The organism is Acinetobacter sp. YH12138, from assembly GCF_015218525.1.
Classification (GTDB): Bacteria; Pseudomonadota; Gammaproteobacteria; order Pseudomonadales; family Moraxellaceae; genus Acinetobacter; species Acinetobacter amyesii.
Window position 1 is genome coordinate 1,791,060 of sequence record NZ_CP048670.1, and the last position, 25,138, is coordinate 1,816,197.

At 39.5% G+C, this 25,138-nt stretch carries 26 protein-coding genes; 14 read left to right on the forward strand and 12 right to left on the reverse strand.

Translation table 11 applies throughout. The annotated features are described in order from the left end of the window. The first annotated feature begins 29 nt into the window (after positions 1-29). Positions 30-689 (forward strand): potassium channel family protein, encoded by a 660-nt coding sequence (locus tag G0029_RS08700; protein ID WP_078188649.1) that lies wholly within the window; start codon positions 30-32, stop codon positions 687-689. A gap of 52 nt (positions 690-741) precedes the next feature. Continuing rightward, the gene (locus tag G0029_RS08705; protein ID WP_168378596.1) at positions 742-2,079 is read left to right on the forward strand and encodes a TrkH family potassium uptake protein; all 1,338 of its coding nucleotides are present in this window, start codon (positions 742-744) and stop codon (positions 2,077-2,079) included. A gap of 64 nt (positions 2,080-2,143) precedes the next feature. Here G0029_RS08705 and G0029_RS08710 read toward each other — a convergent pair whose 3' ends face one another. The 4 genes from G0029_RS08710 to G0029_RS08725 form a co-directional block, all read right to left on the reverse strand. Continuing rightward, entirely contained in the window at positions 2,144-3,301 is a 1,158-nt protein-coding gene (locus G0029_RS08710; protein WP_180022830.1) for a phospholipase A, read from the reverse strand. A gap of 19 nt (positions 3,302-3,320) precedes the next feature. After that, entirely contained in the window at positions 3,321-6,260 is a 2,940-nt protein-coding gene (locus tag G0029_RS08715; RefSeq protein ID WP_180106455.1) for an insulinase family protein, read from the reverse strand. Between the two features lie 141 nt (positions 6,261-6,401). Beyond that, positions 6,402-7,169, reverse strand: a complete 768-nt coding sequence (locus tag G0029_RS08720; protein WP_373685907.1) for a hypothetical protein — start codon at positions 7,167-7,169, stop codon at positions 6,402-6,404. A gap of 175 nt (positions 7,170-7,344) precedes the next feature. After that, positions 7,345-7,794 (reverse strand): GNAT family N-acetyltransferase, encoded by a 450-nt coding sequence (locus G0029_RS08725; RefSeq protein WP_078188654.1) that lies wholly within the window; start codon positions 7,792-7,794, stop codon positions 7,345-7,347. Between the two features lie 277 nt (positions 7,795-8,071). Here G0029_RS08725 and G0029_RS08730 point away from each other — a divergent pair, with 277 nt between their 5' ends. From G0029_RS08730 to G0029_RS08740, 3 genes are read left to right on the forward strand one after another with little or no spacing between them, the layout of a single operon-like run. Then, positions 8,072-9,076 carry an adenosine kinase gene (locus tag G0029_RS08730; protein WP_180109708.1) on the forward strand — a complete coding sequence of 335 codons (1,005 nt, stop codon included), beginning with the start codon at positions 8,072-8,074 and terminating at the stop codon, positions 9,074-9,076. Continuing rightward, positions 9,076-9,402, forward strand: a complete 327-nt coding sequence (locus G0029_RS08735) for a Rieske (2Fe-2S) protein (protein WP_180041404.1) — start codon at positions 9,076-9,078, stop codon at positions 9,400-9,402. Before G0029_RS08730 ends, G0029_RS08735 begins: the two co-directional genes overlap by 1 nt. Positions 9,403-9,418: 16 nt before the next feature. Further along, positions 9,419-10,027: an OB-fold-containig protein gene (locus G0029_RS08740; protein WP_168378601.1), complete on the forward strand. Its 609-nt coding sequence runs from the start codon at positions 9,419-9,421 to the stop codon at positions 10,025-10,027. A gap of 98 nt (positions 10,028-10,125) precedes the next feature. Here G0029_RS08740 and G0029_RS08745 read toward each other — a convergent pair whose 3' ends face one another. Together G0029_RS08745 and G0029_RS08750 are read right to left on the reverse strand one after the other, a co-directional pair. After that, on the reverse strand, positions 10,126-10,752 hold the full coding sequence (locus G0029_RS08745) for a YidB family protein (RefSeq protein ID WP_180106459.1): 627 nt from the start codon (positions 10,750-10,752) through the stop codon (positions 10,126-10,128). Between the two features lie 111 nt (positions 10,753-10,863). After that, positions 10,864-11,334: a DUF6231 family protein gene (locus tag G0029_RS08750; RefSeq protein WP_180106461.1), complete on the reverse strand. Its 471-nt coding sequence runs from the start codon at positions 11,332-11,334 to the stop codon at positions 10,864-10,866. A gap of 34 nt (positions 11,335-11,368) precedes the next feature. Between G0029_RS08750 and G0029_RS08755 the strand changes: the two genes are divergently transcribed. After that, a complete protein-coding gene (locus G0029_RS08755) occupies positions 11,369-12,238 on the forward strand; it encodes a DUF2797 domain-containing protein (protein ID WP_180023994.1) in 870 nt (289 codons plus the stop codon). A 78-nt stretch (positions 12,239-12,316) separates the two neighbouring features. On the opposite strand, the gene G0029_RS08760 is transcribed toward G0029_RS08755, so the two are convergent. The 4 genes from G0029_RS08760 to G0029_RS08775 form a co-directional block, all read right to left on the reverse strand. Beyond that, on the reverse strand, positions 12,317-13,243 hold the full coding sequence (locus G0029_RS08760; RefSeq protein ID WP_180106710.1) for an alpha/beta fold hydrolase: 927 nt from the start codon (positions 13,241-13,243) through the stop codon (positions 12,317-12,319). Positions 13,244-13,498: 255 nt separating this feature from the next. Continuing rightward, complete coding sequence (locus G0029_RS08765) at positions 13,499-15,364, reverse strand: SurA N-terminal domain-containing protein (protein ID WP_180106463.1); 1,866 nt, start codon at positions 15,362-15,364, stop codon at positions 13,499-13,501. A 132-nt stretch (positions 15,365-15,496) separates the two neighbouring features. After that, the gene (locus tag G0029_RS08770) at positions 15,497-15,769 is read right to left on the reverse strand and encodes an HU family DNA-binding protein (RefSeq protein ID WP_078188662.1); all 273 of its coding nucleotides are present in this window, start codon (positions 15,767-15,769) and stop codon (positions 15,497-15,499) included. Positions 15,770-15,935: 166 nt separating this feature from the next. After that, the gene (locus G0029_RS08775; RefSeq protein ID WP_180007822.1) at positions 15,936-16,406 is read right to left on the reverse strand and encodes a phasin family protein; all 471 of its coding nucleotides are present in this window, start codon (positions 16,404-16,406) and stop codon (positions 15,936-15,938) included. A gap of 205 nt (positions 16,407-16,611) precedes the next feature. On the opposite strand from G0029_RS08775, the gene G0029_RS08780 reads away from it, so the two are divergent. From G0029_RS08780 to fdx, 8 genes are all read left to right on the forward strand, one after another. Then, positions 16,612-17,259, forward strand: a complete 648-nt coding sequence (locus G0029_RS08780; RefSeq protein ID WP_180106465.1) for a hypothetical protein — start codon at positions 16,612-16,614, stop codon at positions 17,257-17,259. 112 nt (positions 17,260-17,371) lie between these two features. Then, on the forward strand, positions 17,372-17,845 hold the full coding sequence (locus tag G0029_RS08785) for an Rrf2 family transcriptional regulator (RefSeq protein WP_078188665.1): 474 nt from the start codon (positions 17,372-17,374) through the stop codon (positions 17,843-17,845). Position 17,846: 1 nt separating this feature from the next. Next, a complete protein-coding gene (locus G0029_RS08790) occupies positions 17,847-19,064 on the forward strand; it encodes an IscS subfamily cysteine desulfurase (RefSeq protein WP_078193480.1) in 1,218 nt (405 codons plus the stop codon). Positions 19,065-19,168: 104 nt separating this feature from the next. Further along, positions 19,169-19,555 (forward strand): Fe-S cluster assembly scaffold IscU, encoded by a 387-nt coding sequence (gene iscU / locus G0029_RS08795; protein WP_078188667.1) that lies wholly within the window; start codon positions 19,169-19,171, stop codon positions 19,553-19,555. A gap of 37 nt (positions 19,556-19,592) precedes the next feature. Continuing rightward, the gene (iscA, locus tag G0029_RS08800; protein WP_078188668.1) at positions 19,593-19,913 is read left to right on the forward strand and encodes an iron-sulfur cluster assembly protein IscA; all 321 of its coding nucleotides are present in this window, start codon (positions 19,593-19,595) and stop codon (positions 19,911-19,913) included. A gap of 104 nt (positions 19,914-20,017) precedes the next feature. After that, positions 20,018-20,533 carry a Fe-S protein assembly co-chaperone HscB gene (gene hscB / locus G0029_RS08805; protein ID WP_180034816.1) on the forward strand — a complete coding sequence of 172 codons (516 nt, stop codon included), beginning with the start codon at positions 20,018-20,020 and terminating at the stop codon, positions 20,531-20,533. A gap of 39 nt (positions 20,534-20,572) precedes the next feature. Then, a complete protein-coding gene (gene hscA / locus G0029_RS08810; RefSeq protein WP_180106467.1) occupies positions 20,573-22,432 on the forward strand; it encodes a Fe-S protein assembly chaperone HscA in 1,860 nt (619 codons plus the stop codon). 16 nt (positions 22,433-22,448) lie between these two features. Then, positions 22,449-22,787 carry an ISC system 2Fe-2S type ferredoxin gene (gene fdx / locus G0029_RS08815; protein ID WP_078193483.1) on the forward strand — a complete coding sequence of 113 codons (339 nt, stop codon included), beginning with the start codon at positions 22,449-22,451 and terminating at the stop codon, positions 22,785-22,787. 175 nt (positions 22,788-22,962) lie between these two features. Here the strand turns inward: fdx and G0029_RS08820 are convergent, their stop codons facing one another. Then, on the reverse strand, positions 22,963-24,429 hold the full coding sequence (locus G0029_RS08820; RefSeq protein ID WP_078193484.1) for an adenylate/guanylate cyclase domain-containing protein: 1,467 nt from the start codon (positions 24,427-24,429) through the stop codon (positions 22,963-22,965). 61 nt (positions 24,430-24,490) lie between these two features. Beyond that, on the reverse strand, positions 24,491-24,925 hold the full coding sequence (locus tag G0029_RS08825) for an HIT domain-containing protein (RefSeq protein WP_067762788.1): 435 nt from the start codon (positions 24,923-24,925) through the stop codon (positions 24,491-24,493). Positions 24,926-25,138 lie beyond the last annotated feature (213 nt).

The window sequence follows — 25,138 nt, forward strand, 5'->3', positions numbered from 1 at the left end:
ATACCTTTAGAATAATTTAGGAATACGGCATGGCTCAATTCGCTGTGATTGGCTTAGGAAGTTTTGGCGCAACTGTTGCCACTGAACTCATGGGTTTAAAACACGATGTCATTGGAATCGATAGCAACAAAAAGTTTGTTGAAAGTATTTCGGACCAACTGACCCATGCAGTGATTGCTGATGCAACAGATGAGCACGTTTTACAAGAACTCAATATTCAAAATTGTGAAGCCGTCGTAGTCGCAATTGGTGAAGATATTGAAGCCAGCATCTTATGTGTGCTCCATCTTAAAAACATGGGGATCAACAAAATTTGGGCCAAAGCCAAGTCCAAAGCGCATCACATGATTTTAACCCATTTAGGCATCAGCAAAATCATCCATCCTGAAGAAGATATGGGTGTCCGTGTTGCTCAGTCACTAAGTTATCCAATGGTGAGCCGCTACATGGTGCTCGAAGATGACCATTATTTGGTGAAAGTTGAAATTAAAGAGTCACAACAAGGCACGCGTTTAAATCAAATTATGGATCATGTCCCAGAAGTGAAGACGATTTTGCATAAACGTGGCACCGAGCTTCAATATAGTTTAGATCCGAACCTGATTTTACAAACAGGCGATATTTTAGTGGTTGAAGGTTTACTCGAACATTTACGTCGACTGGCTAAACACTTTAAAGCAACTTTGTAATCAGCGTCGAGCTCCTTTTGCACATAATCACGCAAGATGACAGTAAAAAAACATGAAACTTCACAATAAACAGCGTAATACCATTAATCTCAGCCCACCCAGTATTTTGGCATTGGGTTTTCTTGGGCTCATTATCATTGGCACCTTGCTGTTAAAACTCCCTTATTCACATCATGGTGATTTAAGTTGGATCAATGCCCTCTTTACAGCGACCTCAGCCGTGACCATTACAGGACTTTCGGTTGTAAATGTCGGCGAAGCCTATACTGTGTTTGGTAAAGTCGTGATTATGGGGTTACTACAATGCGGCGGTCTCGGCTTTATGACCTTTGCGATATTGGCCGCTATGAGTTTGTCCCCTAAAATTGGGCTAAAACAACAAATTATGGCTCAAGAAACCATTGGACAAACCAGCCTTGCCAAAGTGACCATGACTATTAAAGGCGTACTGCTTTATTCGCTATTTTTTGAAATGGTGGGAACGGTTATTTTGACCATCGCTTGGATGCAAGAATACAATTTTAACCAGGCCCTGTTTTATGCTGCTTTTTATAGTGTTTCAGCATTTAATAATGGTGGATTTTCATTATTTCCCAATAGTTTAATGAGCTTCGCTGACCGTTATTTCATTACGTTTACCATCAGTATGCTTTACATTATTGGGGGTATCGGCTTTTTGGTACTGATGGACATTAAGCGCAATAAAAGTTGGAAAAAACTCAGTACCAATAGCAAGCTGATTTTATCGACTATTGCAGGTTTAAATGTCTTTGCCTTCATCACCATTTGGTTATTAGAAGCCAATAATGCTGCAACCTTAGCCACGATGTCACTTGGTGACCAAGCCCTCAACGCGTGGTTCCATGCAACTGTTCCACGTTCATCCGGTTTTAACAGCTTACCCATGGAAAGCATGAGCGATGCATCATCACTCGTCACGATGTTACTAATGTTTATTGGAGGTGGTTCTCTCAGTACAGCCGGTGGCATTAAAGTCGGGACGTTTATCATTGTTGTGCTCAGTGTAGTCAGCTTTTTAAGACGTGAAGACGAACTGCGTGTGTTTAACCATTCTGTTTCAGAAAAAACGACCTTCAAAGCATTAGCAGTGATTTTCATTACAGTGACGTTGATTTTCATTGGTTTTTTCAGCCTATTGCTACTCGAACCTGACAAACGCTTTTTAGACTTACTCTTTGAAGCAGTGTCCGCTGCCTGTACAGTAGGCCTATCTCGTGGCATCACCAGTGACTTACAACCTGCCAGTTTAGTCGCCCTGATGTTATTAATGTTCGCAGGCCGACTTGGCCCCTTAACACTGGCCTATCTGATTGCCACACCGAAGAAGAGTCGGTTAAAACACCCTCCTTCTGAGATTCAGATTGGTTGATTTGTACATTTTCTCACAGTTATAAAAAACCACGCCTTAGCGTGGTTTTTTTAAATTCGCATCTTTAGAACCAATTCATTAATGACACACCGACACCGACATAGGTTGCCCGATGGTTATAGTCAATCAGGCTTTCACCATAGCCATCAAACAATTGAACTGTGCCGCGCAATTTACCATTGATTGGGAAAGTCCAATCAAACTGCACAGCACCATGTGAGTCATCACCACCTTTCAGTGAATGACGTAACATCAAACTAAAATCATGATCTTTATGACGATAAAATGCTGTTAAATCCCCACGTCCCACATAATCGGTAATGTCAGGGTTGTTATCATCTTTGGTATCTTCTTCGAAACGATACCAAGGACGTAACATCAGTGCAAAATTGTCACGTTCAAATCCTAGATTTAACATGACACGGTTCCAACTCCGCGATAAGGGATCAGAACGTCCATTAGACTGATGGTTAAAGGTTAGACCCAACATACGCCAATTCAAACCTAAGAGTTCATAGTTGGTACGAAAAACCAGACTGGCTTCAGGTTCATAGTTGGTTTCACGGAATGGTCGTGATTCGTCTTCGTTGTAGACTTGCCAACGAGAAGACTGGGTATAGCCCAACCAGATATCACCATTATCACCAAATAAGTTTTCAACAGCTTTAGTTTTTAATGACAATTGGAACTTGGCTTCCATCGATTTCAGGTTTTGTTCCTGATCGGCTTGTACCGTGTTGTTTTCATTCGGGCTTGATGGACGTTCATTTTTATCCGAAGTCCAATATCCCGGCATTAAATACACAGGTTGATAGCCACGAATATTCCACGTCCCTAATTTACTCTCTGGAGAAAGTTCCCAACGACTATCCAATAATGAAAGATTTGGATTGAGGTTCGGTGCTTCTACAGCAAATAAACGGTCCGTAAACGCATGACTGACTTTTTCTTTGAAAGTCAGCTTCTCGGTCGGTTCAGGCTTAATTTCTTGTGCGGCTTGACGCTCAGAGACCAACATTTCTTTTTCAGCTGGTTGCACTTTAAACAAAGCGTCATAACACGATAATCGCTCTGCATTTGACTCAAGTGCCACACATGCTTCTGCGGTTGCAGGCTTAGCAGCCACATCCGCATTTTGTGCATTTACAGTACTGACATACATTGAACTGAGCGCAATGAGGCTCAGTTGCAATGTCGTACGCTCAAGAGATTTGAACGCCATAAAAACCCCTTTTTTTGTTTTAATTCACTTGTTTTATTTCGAAACCAAGCTCAACCAAAGCATCTCGCTTAGCCACCGGTGCAACCACAGCTTTTGTCGGTTGTTGTTCAACCAAGTACGCTACAGCAACACGTTTTAGATCTTCCAAAGTCACATTCAACAAACGTTCACGTAACATTTGACGGAAAGCTGGCGTGCGTTTATGCAATAAAGCGTAGCAAGCTGTAATAGCTTCACCCGCTGGTGATCCCGGTTTATCCATGCTAGCAATTAGACCCAAAATCGCTTCTTCTAGCTGATGAGGTTGTTGTTCAGCATTCAGTAGCCACTGCACACTTGCGTCAAAATCTTTAAACGTTTCAGCTAAACGTGGGTCACGGTAGCTATAGAAACGGAATGAACATGCATTACCGTCATAGCTTGCACCACCACCATAAGCACCACCTTTTTCACGAATCGCGCTATGCAAGAAGCCATTACGTAGATAAGCCGCCAAAATCATTAAAGGTGCTGCATCTGGATGTGACACTTCCACCGCAGGATATGCTGAAGCGCAGAACTGAACATTGGCTTGAATGAGCCAAGCTTCGTCATTGTTGCTATCTGCAAAATTCACTTGAGTTAAATCATGTGGGTTATCGTCAATCGCCACTTTATCCCAAATGGTTTGAACTTCTTCAACCAATCTGTCTGAATGATGCTCCTCACACACCACCAAGAATTGTTTTGGTGCTTTAAGTAAACGGTTGTGAATTAACTTAAGCTCATCAATCAAGGCATTATAAGCCGTGTCGTCTTGCTCAATTTTGCTGACAAGTTCTGACAGCCAGTTCAGCGCGCCTAGGCCTGTATTATGATAATCACGTAGCGCCAATGCACTATGTTGACGACCTGCAATTTGCATTGCATAGCTATGACCAGAGCCAGAAACACGCGAATGCCAACGTGCTTTACGTTGTTGCAATAACTCTACGATACGGTTTTTCTCATCAAAACGTAGCTGTTCAAAAGCCAATTTCAATAAGCGAATGGCTTCAAGATTATTCACCAATGATTTAGTGGTCAACGTTAGCCAAGCACTAATTTGACCTTTATCGTCCACTTTTGAACGCAGCGATGCACCCATACCTAAACCGCCACTCACAGCTGTTTGCAACTGTTGTAGCTCTAAGTAGTCGTATTCACCTGCACCAACTTCACCCATCAAAATCGACAAGAGGTTGAAATACGGCGATTGCACCACTTCATCAGGAATCTGAATCAAAACTTGTTGGTAATAAAGACCATTGGTGCCTGCGTGGTAAAGATTTAACGGCGTATCTAATCCATTACTGATAATTTCGCGTAATTGACCTTGTACAATCTGTAATTGTGCAGGAACGTCTTCTAAACCTACTTTAGGCAATAGGTTCAAATCATCTGGGGTATCTTGACGAATGTTCAGTGCTTCAGTCTGCGCAATAATCTCTGCTTTTTGCGCTTCAGTTAAGTTCGCAACAATTTCTTTTAAACGTGCTTTTTCTGCTGCCGCTTCCAACGCATTTTTTTCAGCATCTGGAACCAAAGTTAATTGCACACGATGTTGATTATCAAGCAAGTAAGTTTTGATTAAGTTAGATAACCACATTGGGTCTTTCAACTCTTCCTTCACTTGTTCAATGGCCGTATCCACATCCCAGACATCCACAGGGTCTGAATGGTGAATCGCACTGCTTAAACCATTCAGAATTAAGCTTAGGCCATATGGTGTACCATCACCATTGATTTCACGCTGATGCAATTCAATCTGATGTAAAATCGCTTCAACTAAAGCCGGATCAACAGGCTTAGCTGCAACGTCTTCTAATACTTTAAACACGCCATTTTTAAATTGTTCTGCATACTCAGGGTTGGAACCTTGAATTGCACAGTAGAACGTCATTTCATAGTTTGAGTCATCTACGCCCATAAATGGACCAGTCGACTGTGCATAACCACAGGTTTCTAAGTAATGACGTAATGGTGAAGCAGAATCTTCAAGCAATACACCCTCAACCAAACGCATACCTAAACGTAATTTAATATTACTTGCTTCAGGCAATAACCAAGAAAGCACATGATAGGTTTTGTCTTTGAGGTCTTCAGCATCAACTGCATACGTTTCAGTTACAGTTACAGGCGCAGTTAAACGACGCTCAGGTTTTGAATACAGCGTTTGACCTTTTTCAAATTTTGACAAAGCAAGCGTTTCAAACTGTTCTTGTAAGTTATATGCAGGCTCATTACCAAAGGTCATGAACACCGCATTACTTGGGTGATAATGTGATTTGTAGAAACTCACTAGCTCTTCATAGCTTAAGTCAGGAATGTCTTTCGGATCACCACCTGAGTTGTAATGATATGTCGTTTCTGGGAATAAATGATGGGCAAGTTGGTGATACAACTGATCTGAAGGTGAACTCATTGCACCTTTCATTTCATTAAATACCACGCCTTTATATACTGCTTCTCCATTTTCTAGCTCAATACGAATCCCTTCTTGCGCAAAATCAAGCGGGTTCAAATTCGCAGCAAAAGCAGCATCCATATAAACTTCTAACAAGTTTTGGAAATCTTTTTTGTTTTGCGTTGCAAATGGATAAGCCGTCCAATCCGCTGCGGTAAACGCATTCATAAACGTATTGAGTGAACGACGAATCATTAAAAAGAATGGGTCACGTACAGGAAACTTTTCTGAGCCACACAGTGCCGTATGCTCAAGAATATGCGCCTCACCTTTTGAATCCATCGGCTGCGTACGGAAGGCAACTAAAAATACATTTTCATCATGGTTTGTGGCTAAGTGATAATGCACCGCGCCAGTCACTTTGTGTTTATATTCAGACACTAAAATGTCTAAAGCTTCAACATGATGTTGACGAATCAACTGAAACGCGGGATGTACAGTTTGAGAAATGGTTTCAGTGACATCTACAGTCATGTGTGCTCCTAATCTATTCATTTAAATTAGGCAAAGTATACCTTAAAAAATCACAACTAGATTCACCGAAACAACATTTCCAACTGTTTTAATCAACTTGAACTTTAATTTTAAAAATCACTTGTTTTCGCACTAAAACATTTAGACTGGTTTTATGGATTGCCTATCATTTCGTATTGACCAATAGACACAAATCACAATCGCCAACAACAGTACAAAAGAAGCCATAAAGCGACTTAGATCCAATCCACCTGAACTGATGGGCTTGTCTAGAAAATCGCCGACAACTGCGCCCAATGGACGTGTCAAAACAAAAGTGGCCCAAAATATAAACGTCTTTGAGACCCGACTAAAAAAGTACAACAACGCCATCAATAGAATTAAACCACCAAATAGCCAAATGCCACCGCTATAGCCTAATCCTGCACTATCGGAAGTCCAGTCCCCCAAAGCTGTACCTAGCGTTTGAGAAAATGTAATCGTCAACCAATAAAAGATCTGTGTCCGCGGCAAATTCACTACACTTGGATTGATCGATCCTTCGACTCGATACCAACTAAAAAGCGATATGAGCACCAAACTCAGCAACAGCAAACTACCACCCAAGTAGCCAATCCCTAAAGAACGATCTACAAAATCCGCTAAAGTCGTACCTACCGTTGTACTGGCAATAATCGTGGCCCAATATAAATAAGGTTTATAGGCTTTGGACTTTATTTGAAAATACAGCAAACTGATAAATATGCCTGCGAAACTAAAGGTACTGAGTAGATAGCCCAAATTTAAGGACATGGACAATGCATCACCACTGGTTTCACCAAAGGTGGTCGCAAAAATTTTGGTCAACCAAAACAGTGCGGTAATCTCAGGGACTTTTTTAACGTAGTCTTGTAGCTCATACACTTGCATATGCATCACTCTATGCAGTTATTTTGATGCTTATATCTTCGATAACTAAAATGAATTTTTGCTTAAAACTTTGCTTAAAATAAAGCACTCTTTTTTTGAATTACTAAATGAAAAAAAAGCACCCGATATCGGATGCTTCATTTACAGTATTTAGAGTCTATTTTTGGATTTAAAACTAAACTAGATATTTGAAATAATTATAATTTGGATGACTTTCAACATAGACATAATTCTGCTTTTGATAGAATTTTGCAGCATTTTTAAGTTCTGTATTTAAGCACAGTGCAGAAAAATGCTTTTTCGCACCCTTTTCCAATTCCACCAATAGCTGCTTACCCACGCCATGCTGACGGTACTGCGGATGCACATAGAAACGGCGAACTCGTCCAATCCGTTCTTCTACACCAGTATCACCCCATTGCTGATTTAAACCGCCACAAGCAATTAATTTATCGCCATCATAAGCAAGCAATAATTGCTCACCCGTTTGGTCAAAACGATTTTTACCACTTTGATATTCTTCAATTAAACGGTGTATAAATGTATAGCCTTCATGCTGCGCCAAAGCAGCAATATTTTCGATTTGAGCAGGAAGTTGCTCTGCTGGACGAATCGTAATTTCCATATATTCACACTTTTAATCTGTTATCTATTTATGATGACCAAATCATCTTGATTCAGTCTGAACACCCTATAGCTCTATAAAAGTAAAATTTTTCGATTTGCACAATAGCAAAGCTGATTAAAACGGCAACTAATTCAAAAAAAATGTAAAAATATAATGGATTTGCCCGATTTTTATACACACTTGTCCTTTAATTGAATTTTTTTCAACAAACTACAGTAATCCTGAGCATTCGTGTAAACTTAGCACTTTCATTTTTTTGATGTGAACATACAACATGGCAACTGTTGACCTTTTTGCAATTGGTAATGCACTTATTGACCAAGAATTTAAAGTCTCTGACGAATTCCTAATTCAACACAATCTGCAAAAAGGTACGATGCAACTGACAGATGGCGATACTCAAGCAGCCCTTTATAACAATCTAAAAGCCACTCAAGAATATAAAGGTCAAGCTTCTGGTGGTTCTGCAGCAAATACAACGGTTGCTTTTAGTGCTTTAGGCGGAACTGCATTTTATGGTTGTCGTGTCGGCAATGATGACTTAGGTCAAATTTACCTAAATGGTTTAAACGACGCTGGCATCCAAACTGCAACTCAATCAATCAGTGAAGGTGTAACTGGCACATGTATGGTATTGGTCAGCCCTGATTCTGAACGTACGATGCATACTTACCTCGGTATTACTGCGGAATTGACTGATAGCCAAATTGATTTTGGCAGCTTAAATACTGCGAAATGGTTATATATCGAAGGTTATCTTTCAACATCAGACAGCGCACGCCTTGCGGTAAAACAAGCACGCCAAATCGCCAAAGCCAATGGTGTACAAATTGCATTGACCTTATCTGATCCAGCAATGGTGCAATATGCACGTCAAGGTCTAGATGAGTTACTCGATGATGGCGTGGACTTATTGTTCTGTAATGAACAAGAAGCGCTGATGTACACAGAAACAGATCATTTAGATGCTGCACTTGCTAAATTGCAATCACTAAGCAAACACATTGTCATTACATTAAGTGCCAAAGGCGCCTTAATCCATAATGAAGCAGCAACATTTACCGTGCCAGGTCGTAAAGTTACCGCAGTAGATACCAATGGTGCAGGTGATGCATTTGCTGGTGCTTTCCTATATGCACTGAATGCAGGTCATGACTATCAAACGGCTGCTGAACTGGCCATCTTGATTTCAAGTGAAGTTGTGGCTCAGTTTGGTCCACGCCTAGCAGTTGAAGAATATGCTCAGCTTTTACAATCATTTCAAAAGGAATGTGCTTAATGTTTAAAATTTGCATGACGGATGATGTGCCTGAACGTGAAGCACGATCATTCGAAACGCCTGATGGCGAAACGATTTTTATCACCCAACGCGACGGCATGTTTTACGCTTATCAAAATAACTGCCCACACTTGCACGTAGAACTTGAGTTTCTAGAAAATCAGTTTCTAGATCGTGACCAAGAATTTATTGAGTGCTCAACACATGGCGCCCTGTTTATGGTCGAATCTGGGGAATGTATTTCTGGTCCATGCCAAGGTCAAGCCCTTGAAAAAGTGAACATTAACGTGCATTCTGATGGTGGAATCTACCTCACAGAAGAATAAACACTGGAATACAACCATGTCCGCATTTTTAACAGACTATAACTTAATACCCTTTCATTTAAGTTTATTGGCCGTACTGTTATTGGGCATGGTTGAAACCATTGGCTATTACATCAATATTAGTCCTAGCCAAGTTTTGAAAAGAATTGCCCCACAGCGCATACAAGAATTGGCATTATTGAATGTCAAATTTTCCAAGACTCTGATTTTGTTTTTCCTACTGATGAATTTTAGCTTTGCAGGCTATGTACTTCAGTTCTGTATACATGCCAAAGAAGGTCAATTCGTTCCTGCTTATTATCTTATTTTACCTGCGTTGATTATTGCCATATTCTTTACGGTATTTATGATTCATTGTTTGGATCAGGTTGTCCCGCCCAAATATAAAAAACAAACGGTTAATTTACTCGGTCGTCTAGCCACCATTTCAAGTGGAAATGCCCGTCCCGGCTTTTCAGCTCAAGCGCGGGTGCGTGATGAGTTTGGTCAACTACATTATGTGCAAGTTGAGCCAGAGTTTGGTGAGTTAGAGTTTCAGTCGAAAATCATTTTGATTCGTCAAAAAAAATCACACTATATTGGCAAAAAAATCAGTGTGTCGAACCGTTTATTTAATCCATCCTAATGACAATCTAAACGTCACATTGTTATCATTTTTCAAATCATAAAAAAGCCAGTGTTCACTGGCTTGTATTCAATCAAATACCTAAATCGATATTTTGATTAACGCTTCAGGAAACCTGAGACCAAATTCATCACTTGTTGAATATCAGCATTCGCTTCTTGCTGATTGGTTTGTCCAGCTTGTGGCGTCAATGAGTCAATAATTTGCGGCAATACCCTTGAAATTGCGCTATATACATCTTGTTTCTGAGTTTGTGTTTCTTGTGCAACTTGCTCCACTTCGGCATCATCAAATAAATTTTGTACTTGTTGATTAGTCACAGCAGCATTATCACCAGGGCCTGTAGATACCCAATCATCAACCTGACTGCTCAAGCCCTGTCCACGTAATTTATCCAAAGCACCTTGTAGGCCACCTTGTTTTTGAATCCAAGCCAGCACCAGAGGTAACACTGCTACTAAAATGGTTGATGCATTACCACCGCTACTACGTTGCTGCGGCTGCGCTGAACCACCCAGTTGGCCCAACACAGAGCCTAAAATTCCACCTAAACCACCTGCTTGGTTTTGAGCATTCGTTTGGGTATTTTGAGTGCCTGCATTTGCGCCCAATTGACCCAGCACCGAACCTAAAATACCACCCAGACCACCTTGTTGATTTTGATTGTTTGCACCACCAAGGGCCTGCTTTGCTAAAATCTCAACAATATTATTTAAATTTGTCATTTTATTTTTCCCAGTGAAACCTAGATAAATTCATTACAGCATACGTGGGAAAACACAGATTTATCATAAATGTTTGTTAATTTTTGCAATTTCTCGCAGGCTAAGTATTTGTTACCAACGGAATTTATCCCAGTTTTCAGGATTTGCCCAAAATTTAGAGTTAAACCAATCTGGAATATGTTTATAAGTCAAAATATTAAACTGCCATAAAGCAAAATCACTTTCATGCATGGTTTTATCAATGAGCTGAGTAAAGCCTAAAGCACGTAATAATTGTTCATCGTGTAACTTACTCACCACCACGATGCGTTTGGCAAATAGGTCACGCAATTTTACCAACATCTGCGTTTTCTGCTGCTGATCCAAACTCAACATGGTTTCAGTATCAAGAATCACAAATCCAAGGTCAAAACGCTGGGTAAAAGGCAGATTTAAAAACTCAGTTACGTTAAAATGTTGCCATTGAATTGGATGAAATTGATTGTATTGCTCAAGATCCTGACCAATACAGATTGCGGTTGAAATGGGCTGCTCTTTTGACAAATCGTCTAGCATAGAAGTGATGACATTTTGTTCAGCCATTGACCGCATCCTTAATAATGAAGTGAGTATTCGTATGGAACTACAAGGCATTTGCCATAAAATGCATGCAGGTCTTAAAGACCTTAGTGTAACTGATCAACATACACACAAGGCAAATGTTGAGTATAAATTTATTCTAGATCGCTCAGAAGTTGATCTACCGTTTAGCCTTGGCCAAGAAATTGAAATCGAAGCCACGGGAAATATTTACTGTATTTCTTGCGGCGCAAAAACGCCTAAATCGTATTCACAAGGTCATTGCTTCAAATGCATGAAGACTAAGGCTTCTTGTGATATGTGCATTATGAAGCCTGAAACCTGTCATTATCATCTCGGGACTTGCCGTGAAGATGATTTTGCCCATGAAGTTTGCTTTCAACCGCATATTGTCTATTTAGCCAATTCAAGTGCCTTAAAAGTTGGGATTACCCGATTGGGTCAAATGCCTACACGTTGGCTGGACCAAGGTGCGACGCAAGCTTTGCCTATTATGAAAGTTGGTTCACGTCGTCTATCTGGTCAGCTTGAAGTCATGTTTGGAACGCAAGTGGCCGATAAAACTGATTGGCGTAAATTGCTCAAAGGTGAAGCAGAACCCATCAACCTGATCGAAATTCGCGACCAATTGGTAGAAGAATTCGCACCTAAAATTCAGACCATTCGCGAAGAATTTAGCCAAAATTTAGAGTTTAATGAAACCGTCGAACTGTTAGAAGATGAGTTACCACGCCAATTTATCTACCCGGTAGAAGAATATCCTGAAAAAATCAAATCACATAATTTGGACAAAACACCGATTATTCGAGGAAAATTACAAGGGATTAAAGGTCAGTATCTGATTTTGGATACCGGTGTGATCAATATTCGTAAATACACGGGCTATGAAATTAAAGTACGTACTTAAATCGACTTAACGTGTCTAATTAAGTTTAAAAAAGCGAGCTATTTCTCGCTTTTTTTTCACACACTTTACCGATTTTATTCATTGAACAGTTGAAAGAAACTTTAAATATGGCAGCGCCATTAACTGCTCCGCTTCTAAGATAGGCATATGACCAACATGGTCTAAAATCAGAGGCTTTTCGGCTTTTTTAAATAAGCGTCTCAGCTCTTCTGCCACTTCAACATTGATAATCTGATCTTGCTTCCCCCAGATAATAAACACAGGTGCATCAATGCCTCGTGCAGCCAAAGCAAAGGACTCCGGCGTATACAAGGTCGCCATTTTTTGCAGTTGCTCCACCATTTTATTGGTTTGTTTAGACTGAACTATCATCAACTTTTCTTGCCCAATTTTTAATTCTTGTGGAATAAAAGGCGGGGATTGCATCACGATCTTCATCACGCGATCAAAATCACCAGTTTTTCTGACCACTAGCTCTGCAAGCTTTGCCGTATCTTTTAAATACACTGTATTACTCGACTTAAAGACACCTGCCGAATCCACCAACAATAAAGATTTCACTTCTAAGGGATACTGAGCGCTATAGAGCATGGCAATTGCACCACCCATCGAATGCCCTGCGATATGTAAATTTGGATCTAACTTTGTAGCATCAATAAATCGTCGTAATTTTTCAGTTAAATTTGGAATCGATAGATCAAATTGATCTGCGACAATAGTTTCTCCATGTGCTGGCAGATCAGGAATAATGACATGATAGTTGGCCGTTAAATAACGGGCAACGCGGTTCCAATTATCACGCGTGCCTGACAAACCATGCAGCAACAACAGCGTCGGTTTTCGTGGATCTCCTCCTTCACTGTATGTCCATTCGATTTCATTATTTTTGACTTTTTTACTGGTCAAGCCCGCCCAAGCTCTTTCCTGCTCTAGAACATTTTGAAAGTTTCGTTCTGCAGCTTGAATACTACTTGCAACGCAAATCGTTAATAGCATTAATATCATGTGCTTAAAATAATGATCTATCCATCGCAATAACGGGTTCTTTAAACGTTTAAATTGAGGCATATACAGAAATGTCATCCGCTTAATCCTTTGTCGTGATGAGTTATTTCTTCTTCATATTATTTTTTTGAGAACACCAATCTACGATGCTAGAGTCGATATTTCATTTGCCAAATCTTTAAAATAAAAATTATATCTGTCAATTTAAGCCAAAAAAAACCAGCTCGAAAGCTGGTTTTTTTAAAGCTACCTTAATTATTTAATTTTGGCATGATCTTTTAGATAACGTGTGTAGTCATCAAATTCTTGCTGACCACGAAGCTGTTGATAAAGTTTTTTTAACTCATCTAACTGCTCACCCGTTAATGCCTCATCAGATTGTTTGTTCACTGCAGTCACAGCAACCACAACCAACTCATTTGGTAGATTGGTTGTAGTAACAGACCAATGACCTGCTTTCGGCGCTTTTACGCTAAATGCAGCACGTTGAATTTCGCGTTTCAACAAACCATCAGCACGAGTGAAGGTACCCGCATTTTCAAAGTTTAAATTGCCTTTCGCGACTGAAGCAGCAGGTTTTGCAGCAAACTCTTTCAATGTCGCTTGAATCTGGGCTTTTGCAGCATCAGACGCTTTCTTTTCAATCAGCTGAGTTTTCACATGCGCTTTCGCTTCAGCTAAGGTTTGAACACCTGCAGCATGGTAGTTACGCACTTTCACCCAAACTACATCACCGTTTTTCAACTGAATGCTCGATGAAACATTACGTTCACCATTTTTAACATCATCGTTAAACAATTTAACTTTGACGTTTGCATCACTTAAAACTGGATGTTGCGATGCTAATGTTAAGCCATTCAATGATTGTACTTTTACGCCTTTCACTTCTTGACCCACGACATCAAGGGCATCACTGCTCACAACCATATCATTGAGGCTGTTTACAGTGTCAGAAAAAACATTGGCTTTTTTCGAAGCAGCGACTTCTGCTTGTAGACGTGCCTTTTCCTGTTCAAATGAAGCCACTTTTACAGCTGGCGCCACTTTTTCGATCAAGTGATAACCACTGTCTGTTTTTACTGGAGCAGTCACTTGACCAGCTTGAGCACCTTCAACTGCAGCATCAAACGCATCACCAAACACACCTTTTTCATAAGCAACCAGTTCACCACCTTTTGCTTTAGATTCAGGATCTTCAGAGAATTGCGCAGCAGCTTGGTTAAAGCTTAAACCCGCTTTAATTTTAGCTTGAACACTTTCAGCCAGTTTTTTAGCTTCGGCATCTGAACGATTGTCCGCAGTGATCATGATGTGCTTTACGATAGGTTTAACTGACTTCTGTGCATTCTCAACAAAGCTGTTATACGCTTCTTTCAGTTCAGCATCAGTTGCAGCTTCTACAGGTGCAGTAATATTGGCAGGTGTTAATACGACAAAATCTGCATCAACACTAGTTGCTTGCTTAAATTTGTTTTTATGTTGCTCATAATAAGCCGCAATTTCTGCATCAGATACTTTTACATTTTTCTTGTAATTTTCAAGATTAATGCTTGCCAACTGAATACTACGTTGTTCCGTTTGTAAGTTCGCAATTTGCAAGATATCAAGCTTACTCACCAATGCATATTCCATAAATGTTGTAGACAACATTTTTAAAGCATGGTCTTTACGTAAATTATCAATGAATGTGCGGTTCGTCATACCAATCGATTCAAGGTATCTTCCAAAAGCTTCATCTGAAAATTGACCATTGACTTGAAAGCTTGGCTGCTGATGAATCATTTGCACAATTTGTGCATCACTCAAGCTAATGCCTAATTTATCAGCTTGTTGCAATAGCAATTGGCGTGAAACCAAAGTATCCATCGCTTTATTGCTAATGAAATTTTGATTCAATAATGTTTCATCACCCTGAGCATATGCCAGATATTGTTCTTTTAATGAGTTCGTCAGTGCCTCGAGTTCTTTTTGAGAAATTTCAGTACCGTTTACAGTCTTTGCTGCATCTTTAGATCCACCACTAAAATATCCTTCAATACCTACAAGTGCTAAAGGGGTCAAAAACAAAACGAGCAAGACCTTGCCCAGCCAACCCTTAATGACTTTACGAAACGATTCCATAAGTATTCCAATATTTTATTTGCGGTGAATTTTAACCGAAAACCCGAGATGAATGAATGCGATATATCAATTAATCACATTTACCAATAAAAAACGCGCCAATTTATGGCGCGTCTCATGTGCTTAATAAGATTAAGCTACAGAATCTTTCAAGCCTTTACCCGCTTTGAAGCTAGGAACTTTGCTTGCTTTGATTTCTAAAGTCGCACCAGTTTGTGGGTTACGACCAGTACGTGCAGCGCGTTCTTTAACACTGAATGTACCGAAACCAACTAAAGTAACTGTATCACCAGCTTTTAATGCATTGGTAACTGCAGCAATTGTAGCATCTAAAGCTTTACCGGCATCGGCCTTAGATAATCCCCCATTTTCGGCAATTGCATCAATTAATTCTGATTTATTCATGAAAATTACGTCCTCTTAATATCGTTTATTTAAGGTTCAAGAATTTGTATAAAACGCCATAACGCCTTTATAGCAATGGTTTAGGGTTAAACGCAATACTCCTCAACCTCTTTTTATAGAATTTTTTGACGAAAAAAACCTTGAAAATTCGATAATATTAAAAAAGTTAGTGTTTTTTTAATATTTCGGCCCTCAGTTGGGCATTCTCTTCGGCCAATTGGTCAACTTTAGTATGTAATTGAAGTATAAGCCTTTCTAAGTGCTGTAAATCCTTTACAGTCACCAATCCTAAACGGTTTAAAGAATGATTAACACCATTATCTAAAATTTTTTCTACTTTATCTTTCGTATCGGTTACAGATTCCTTGGCTTTTTCTGAAACTTTTTCGACAGTTTGATCTGCAATATCAATCGTTTTGGACTCAAGCTCCTCTCCAACTTTGACTAAAGAGTCAAAAAGCTTATTTCCCTCTCCCTCAGCACGTGAAAAAGCACCTAATCCAGCCAACCAAATCTGTTTGGTATATTTGCGAAAATCCATTTTAGAGCGTCGATCAGAATGACTACGTACGCGAGTTTTAGCTGGCTTTTCTGATGTTTCTTGTGCATCGTCAATTATGCTTTCTGTATTTTCCATAATCCGCACTTCTCCTGATTATTTTATGTGCACATCAACATGTGATTCTTCATTTTAACAACATAATAGCAAACATATAACTTGATAGATTGATTAAACTGTTCTACAAAGCTAGTGAATTACCAACTTTTTGGTATATTCTAAGTTCCTCTAGAGCAGGACGCTCAGTTTCCAGTGCTTTCAGATTTTAACAAGGACATTTTTTATGAGCGATACGCAACAAACACAAGCTCAACCACATTTGTTGCTTACTATGACCCTGATTGTTTTAGAAACGATTTTTACCTTCATCTTAAAACATGACCGTGTTGTAGCATTACAAGCTAAAAAATTTGTTGATCAAAAAGTCGCACTAAAAATAAATAGCTACATCCCTTATTTTGACTTTTATGTTCAGTTTACTGAGCACGGTATCCTGTTCGACACGAAATCTCCAGATAAAGCCATCGACCTTGATGTCCGCACGACACTAATGGATTTGGTGAAAATTTTTGTATTTGGTAATCGTAAGAGCATCAAAACCATGCGTATCGATGGCGATGTAGTTTTAAAAGATGAATTTCGTGATTTGGTTTCTTTATTTAGTGTGCCGAAAATTTTATCTGACTGGAAACACTGGTTGTCTGAACCTGTCGAAGAAAACGATATCGTTGCATCTAAAAAACGTATTGCCCCACTTTTAGAAAAAATTGAACAGCAACGCTCTAAAATAAACACGCTACAAGTTGAAGTTAAACAATACAAAAACCGTATTAAGCGTATCGAACGTCGTCAAAAGCGGATTAATATCGCTTTTAGTCTAATATCTGTTCTTTTAATAACGTTATTAGTGTATAATGTGTGTTTCAAATAAATACATAATTTTTCAGACAAAATAAAACAAATAAACAATCTCAAAAAAACTTGACTATTTTAGTCAGGATTCATAAAATCTGCACATCTAGACTTAACATGTGTATCGAATCATGCGCTTAACAACTCGCGGTCGCTACGCAGTGACTGCTCTACTTGATCTAGCTTTGCAGCCAACTGAACAAACGATCACTCTTGCAGAAATTGCAGCTCGTCAAACCATTTCAGTGGCCTATCTTGAGCAGTTATTTGCAAAATTAAAGCGTCACGGCTTAGTTTCCAGCATCCGTGGAGCAAACGGTGGTTACCACCTTGCTCGTAGTGCTGAAGACATCACTGTTTTGGAAATTATTGAAGCTGTAAATGAAACAGTTGATGCAACCCGTTGTGACCACAAAGGCAACTGCCAAAATGGTGCAATGTGCTTGACTCACGATTTATGGCAGGAACTCTCCCACCACATTGCCGATTATCTTGCAAAAATCACCCTTGCTGACCTTGTAGCACGCGATAACGTTCAAACCGTATCAATTCGTCAAAATTCAGCAAACTTTGATTCAGCCCTTTTATCGGTTACAGGTATTTGACATGAAGCGTCCTATTTATCTTGACTATGCAGCAACTACACCTGTAGACCCTCAAGTCGCAGAACGTATGATGGAATGTCTAACGTTTGACGGTACTTTTGGTAATGCAGCTTCTCGTTCTCATGCTTACGGCTGGCAGGCAGAAGAAAAAGTAGAATATGCACGTGAACAAGTTGCTAATCTAGTAAAAGCTGATCCACGCGAAATCGTTTGGACTTCTGGTGCTACTGAATCTGACAACCTTGCGCTTAAAGGTATTGCTCAGTTCTATGCATCTAAAGGCAAACACATTATTACAAGTAAAATTGAACATAAAGCAATTCTTGATACTTGCCGCGAGCTTGAAGAAGAAGGCTTCGAAATTACTTATCTTGAGCCAGAAGCAAAAACTGGTTTAATTACACCTGAAATGGTTCAAGCTGCCCTTCGTCCAGATACAATTCTTGTATCTTTGATGATGGTGAACAATGAAATCGGTACAACTACAGATGTAGCTGCAATCGGTGAATTGACTCGTGCAAACAAAACTTATTTCCATGTAGATGCTGCGCAAGCTGCTGGTAAAGTAGAAATTGATCTTTCAACAATGAAAGTTGATTTGATGAGTTTCTCTGGCCACAAAATCTATGGTCCTAAAGGTATTGGTGCTCTTTATGTACGTCGTCAACCACGTGTACGTATTAAAGCGCAAATGCACGGTGGCGGTCATGAACGTGGCATGCGTTCAGGTACGTTAGCGACTCACCAAATCGTGGGTATGGGCGAAGCGTTCGAACTTGCCGGCAAAAACCTGCATGCTGAACAAACTCGTATTCGTGTACTTCGTGACAAACTTTGGAATGGCTTGCAAGATCTTGAACAAGTCTTCCTCAACGGTCACCCAGAATACAACGTTGCAAATTATCTAAACGTCAGCTTTAACTTTGTTGAAGGTGAATCGTTAATGATGGCACTTAAAGATTGCGCAGTATCTTCTGGTTCTGCATGTACATCAGCAACTTTAGAACCATCTTATGTACTTCGTGCATTGGGTCTTTCAGACGAATTGGCTCACAGCTCGATTCGTTTCAGCTTTGGTAAATACACCACTGAAGCCGATATTGACCACGTACTTGAAATTACCAAAGCAGCAGTTGAAAAACTACGTGATCTTTCACCGCTTTGGGACATGTACAAAGAAGGTATCGACCTTAATTCTGTAGAATGGGCTGAACACTAATTCATCCCGGTGAGATAGCTTTTATTTTAAGGCTATCTCATTGATTAACGTAATTTCACCCCCATATTAATCTTAAGGCTGACCCCGAGGTTTGGAGAAGCATCATGGCTTATAGCGAAAAAGTAATTGATCATTACGAAAACCCTCGTAATGTTGGTGTTTTAGACAAAAATGCAGAAAACGTTGGTACAGGTATGGTCGGTGCACCAGCTTGTGGCGATGTTATGCGTTTACAGATCCAAGTTGATGACAACGGCGTAATTGAAGAAGCTCGCTTCAAAACTTACGGTTGTGGTTCAGCAATTGCATCTAGCTCATTAGTAACAGAGTGGCTAAAAGGCAAAACTCTTGATGAAGCTCAAGCAATTAAGAACATTGATATTGCAACTGAACTTGCACTTCCACCAGTAAAAGTACACTGCTCTGTACTTGCTGAAGATGCAATCAAAGCTGCTGTAGAAGACTACCGTAGCAAGAAAGTAAAAGCTTAATTGTTTACGTGTTTTAAAAAAGATTAACGGAGTTTTCATGATTCATTTAACTGAAAATGCTGCAACTCATATCAGCAATTACATCAAGAATCGCGGTAAGGGTGAAGGTATTCGCGTTGGCGTGAAAACTTCTGGCTGTTCTGGTTTAGCTTATGTACTTGAGTTTGTCGATGATATTGACACGCATGACCAAGTATTCGATCAGTTTGGCGTAAAAGTATTCGTTGATCCAAAAAGCTTAGTTTATCTTGAAGGTATGGAGATGGACTATGTGAAAAATGGTTTAAACGAAGGTTTTGAATTTAATAACCCAAATAAAAAAGGCGAATGTGGCTGCGGCGAATCGTTTACGGTTTAAGCCATTTCCACGCTCCTTTTTCGCATTAAAACAGTGTAAAATTCACTGTTTTAATTGCATTTAAAGCAACACTTTTTGCACCTCTATTGCGGACACCATCTCCCATGAATCATTTTGAGTTGTTTAACTTACCTGTAGCACTCGATATTGATTTAGCAGTTTTAAAAGCTGAATTTTTAAAGTTGCAGCAACAATATCATCCAGATAAAGCCGAAGACAAAGATCTAGCCCTGATAAAATCTAGTGAGATTAATCAAGCATTTAAAGCTTTATCCAATGTTGATAGCCGCGCTGCATATCTTTTAAGTCTCAAAAAACAAGATTATCACCTTGATCAATCGATTAGTGATTTTGAGTTCCTACAAGATGCCTTAGAAATTCGTGAACAGTTAGATGAGGCAGGCTCTGCTGATGACCTCACTTCACTTAAAACTGAAGTTCAGCAATGGATTGACGGTTTGGTTCGTGAATTTAAAATTGATTATGACGACGAAGACTGGGCTGAAGCACGTGATACCGTACGTAAATTACGCTTCTTCCAAAAAGTAATGGCTGACATCGATAAAGCTGAAGATCGCTTCTTAGACGACGATAGCTTTGATTTAGACGATGATTTTTAATTTATTTTTTATATTTGACGTTCAAAGGATGTAACACACATGGCTCTCTTGCAAATTGCAGAACCTGGTCAATCAAGTGCGCCGCATGAACACCGCATCGCAATTGGTATCGATCTTGGGACTACACACTCTTTAGTAGCCACGGTACTTTCTGGTAAAGCGAAAGTGCTTAACGATGAACATGGTCGTGTGTTACTCCCTTCTATTGCACACTATGGCGAATCCACTACGCAATATGGTGACGACGCAAAGGCATTCTTAACGACTGATCCTAAAAACACCATCGTTTCTGTAAAACGCTTTATGGGTCGCTCTAAGGCAGATATTAAATTCCAACACCCGTACAACTTAGTCGGTGAAGCGAATGAAATGCCTGCTTTTGAAACTGCACAAGGTCGTAAAACACCAGTTGAAATTTCTGCTGAAATTTTAAAACAACTTAAAGACCGTGCAGAAATCAGCTTAAACAATCCAGTAAATGGTGCTGTCATTACAGTGCCTGCCTATTTTGATGAAGCACAGCGTCAAGCAACGCGTGATGCGGCTCAGCTTGCAGGTTTAAATGTACTACGTCTATTAAATGAACCTACTGCTGCTGCAGTGGCTTATGGCTTAGACCAAGACACCAATTTTGCACATGATCAAAACTATGTGATCTATGATCTGGGTGGCGGTACTTTTGACGTTTCAATTTTACGTTTCTCTCAAGGTGTTTTTGAAGTTCTAGCAACGGGTGGCCACACGGCGCTTGGTGGTGATGATTTAGACCGTCTGATTGTAAAATGGGCGAAAAAACAACTGAATATTGAAACTTTAGATGATTCTGAATATGCACATTTCATCGTTTCTGCTCGTAAAGCAAAAGAAGCTCTAACCGAGGCTGAATCTGTAGAGCTTAAAGTTCTTGATCAATCATTGACTTTAGACCGCCCTACTTTTGAATCCATCATCAAAGTTGCTTTAGATAAAACCATCAGCGTTTGTAAACGTGTCATGCGTGATGCCAAGCTTGAGCTTAGCGATATTCAAAATGTGGTATTGGTCGGTGGTTCTACCCGTTCATATGCTGTGCAAAAAGCTGTTCAAGATGTCTTCAATCAAGAACCACTCTGCACAATTAACCCTGATGAAGTTGTGGCCATTGGCGCGTCGATTACTGCGAACCAGCTTATTGGTAACTCTAAAGATGGTTCATTGCTTTTAGACGTCACACCGCTTTCTTTAGGTTTAGAAACCATGGGCGGTTTGGTTGAGCGCCTTATTTCGCGTAATACAGCTATTCCAGTGGCTCGTCGCCAAGAATTCACAACCTATCAAGATGGTCAAACAGCGATGTTGATTCATGTTGTACAAGGTGAACGTGATCTGGTTGAACATTGCCGTAGTCTAGGTCGTTTCGTGCTTCGTGGCATTCCACCGATGACTGCGGGTCAAGCACGCATTGAAGTGACTTTTCAGGTCGATGCTGATGGTTTACTCACGGTGTCAGCCAAAGAAACCACTTCTGGAGTACATGCTCAAATTGACATCAAACCATCTTATGGTTTATCTGATGCAGACACTGAACGATTACTAATTGATGGTTATAAGTTTGCTGAAGAAGACAAAAACTTACGTCATCTTCAAGAAACCAAAGTGGAAGCAAAACGTGAACTTGAAGCACTTGATCAAGCACTTAAAGTGGATGCTCAACTTCTCAGCCAAGAGCAACTCAGTTCCCTCACTGCAGCACGCACTGTTTTAGATGCTGCACTTGAAACGACAGATATTAAAGCTATTGAACATGCTGTAGAACAGCTTAAAATACATAGTGATGCATTTGCTGCAGCTCGTATGAATCAGCACATTGATGCCGCACTGAAAGGCACAAAACTCGATGACTGGTCAAACTCAAATTAATTTATAGGTCAAGATTATGCCACGTATTAAAGTACTGCCTCACGCAACAATCTGCCCAAACGGCGCTGAGTTTGAAGTCGAATCAAATGCTAACCTTTGCGAAAGCATGTTAAAAAACGGCATCAAAATTGAGCATGCATGTGATATGTCTAAAGCGTGCACCACTTGCCATGTGGTTGTACGTAAAGGTTTTGATGGTCTAGATGAAATGGATGATGTCGAAGCAGATCTTCTCGATCGTGCTTGGGGATTAGAACCAGACTCTCGCCTGTCATGCCAAGTAAAAATTGAAGATGAAGATTTGGAAATTGAAATTCCTAAATACACCATCAACCATGCTTCAGAAAATCATTAATTTATAGATAATTTTCTATAATCAAAAAGCCAGTTCATCGTAACTGGCTTTTTTATGCATAAAACTATTCAACAATTTAAAAAAAAGAAGACGTTTTGATAAAAGAATGAATTGAGTTATTTTTACAATTTAAGGCAATACGATTAGATCTAATTTTTATAATGTATATATGAAATTAAGAGTGAGATTCAGTTTTTTTGACTTCTTCGATCACTTCGTCTTCTAAATTCAGTTTAACAATACCAGCAGAATTGGTCATTTTTTGCTGAGTTTGTAAGCGTTGAATCATACGTTCTAAAACATGTATTAGTTCAGGATATTCAAAGTTTTGTACTTCATCTAAGTTCAACAATAGATTAAAGCCTTTATATTCGTAGTCGAACCAACGCTGATAATCTGTTTTCTGTGAGGTGTATTTTTCCATCACTTGCCAAGTACGTACTGGGCCTTTGATACCTTTTAAGAAGATCGGTGCTTTGGGCGCACATAAATAGTCATTTTTAACTAAATGATGCGTATCGTCTGAAATCAAAATTTCATCGACTTCGGCCGCACTTTGTAATCTTGCAGCCAAGTTTGCATCACGTCCAACGATGGTATAAGCCATACGGTGAGCCGCACCATAGTTCCCAACGTGACAATACCCTGTAGAAATACCCATACGAATGTGTAGCGGCGGATAACCCATTTTAATCCAGCGTTCACGCAGTAACTTCATTTGCTGACGCATAACCATTGCCATCTCTAAACAGGTTTTTGCATCTTGCTCTACACCTTGGCTATGTGGATCACCAAAGAAGATTAGAATTGCATCACCCATAAATTTATCGACAGTCGCTTCATACTGTTTGGCAATCTCAGTCATATGACTCAAATAGTCATTGAGTAGAAATGCTAAATCGTCTGGGATTAATGTTTCAGAAAGTTCTGTGAACCCTTGGATATCTGAAAAGAAAATCGTGAGTTTTTTACGTTTATATTCGATTTTAGCCTCAGACTCACCTTTCATAATCGATTGCCAAAGCTGCATTGGCGCATAACGACTCAATTGATTGGCGAATTCCATATAACGATTCATCTGATCATAATAATGGTTCTTTTTATTGCTTAAAGACTGAACTTGGGTGTGTTGATAAAATGTCCCCACACTGAAATACGTAATAAGGCACAAAAAACCTAGAACGGTTAACTCACTGCTGGTTGACTCAAAATATTCTTGAAAACCAAAGACATAAATATTACATAAATAAAATACAGTGACGCCTACAATCCCGGCCAAGGACATCATTAAGAAATTAATTTTGTTATAAATGGTTGTATATAGCAGCGCAAAGACCGCAAGAAAAGTTAAAACAAGGCTTAAATGTACTGCAGACATCAGTACAGCAATTACTATGATATCGATCAGAAAAAGCACATTACGCTTAACTTGATTGCTATATCGATAAATTAACCAATGAGAAAACTTAGGAACGACTAAAATCAGAAAAAATAAAAATGCAGGAATATAGATTTGATATTGCGTATCTGGCTGAGTGTAATGATAGACAACAATCACCAAAGACAGCATGATATATCCCATCAAACGATGAAAATATTCAAACTGTTTAGGCTCTTTGCTGATTAAATTGTCTAACGGCACTCGATCGCCCCCATACGGACACTCATTCTTCTACTATCCTGATATTGTCCGTAAATCGGGATTAGTCCATACGCCAATCAAAAGGCATATCACCTTGACCACGTAGTGCAAGCATCAGTGTTTGGCGCATGTGTGCCAAGACATCATTGTTATAAGGAACTGCTGGCGTACCCCAAACTGGTTTCGGCCAAGCCACATCATTTTGATAACGAACAACATGATGAAAATGTAATTGTGGAACCATATTACCCAATGCAGCTACATTCATTTTGTCTGCACGGAATACACGTGACAATTGGCTTGATAACCAGCTTGACTCACGTAAAAATTGCTCTTGGTCTGCCTGACTTAATTCATAAAGCTCTGTAATTCCCGGAACACGTGGAATCAAAATAAGCCACGGGAATTGCATATCATTCATCAAACGACATGTTGACAGAGGAAAGTCGCCTACATAAAACGTATCTTGAGCAAGTTGTGGATGTAAACTAAACATATCTTTATAAATGATGCAAAATTAGAATGATGGCTAATACTATCACATCCTTATGGGTGTGAATATTCTGTACAGAACGTTTCATTACAAATAAACTGTATTTGAATAAAACGTTGCTTGCTTATGACTCTAATAAATTTTTCAAAAAAATCAAGCGTTTCTTCTATATAAAAAACACGCATAAAATCTACTCATTCTAAACAAGCAATTTAT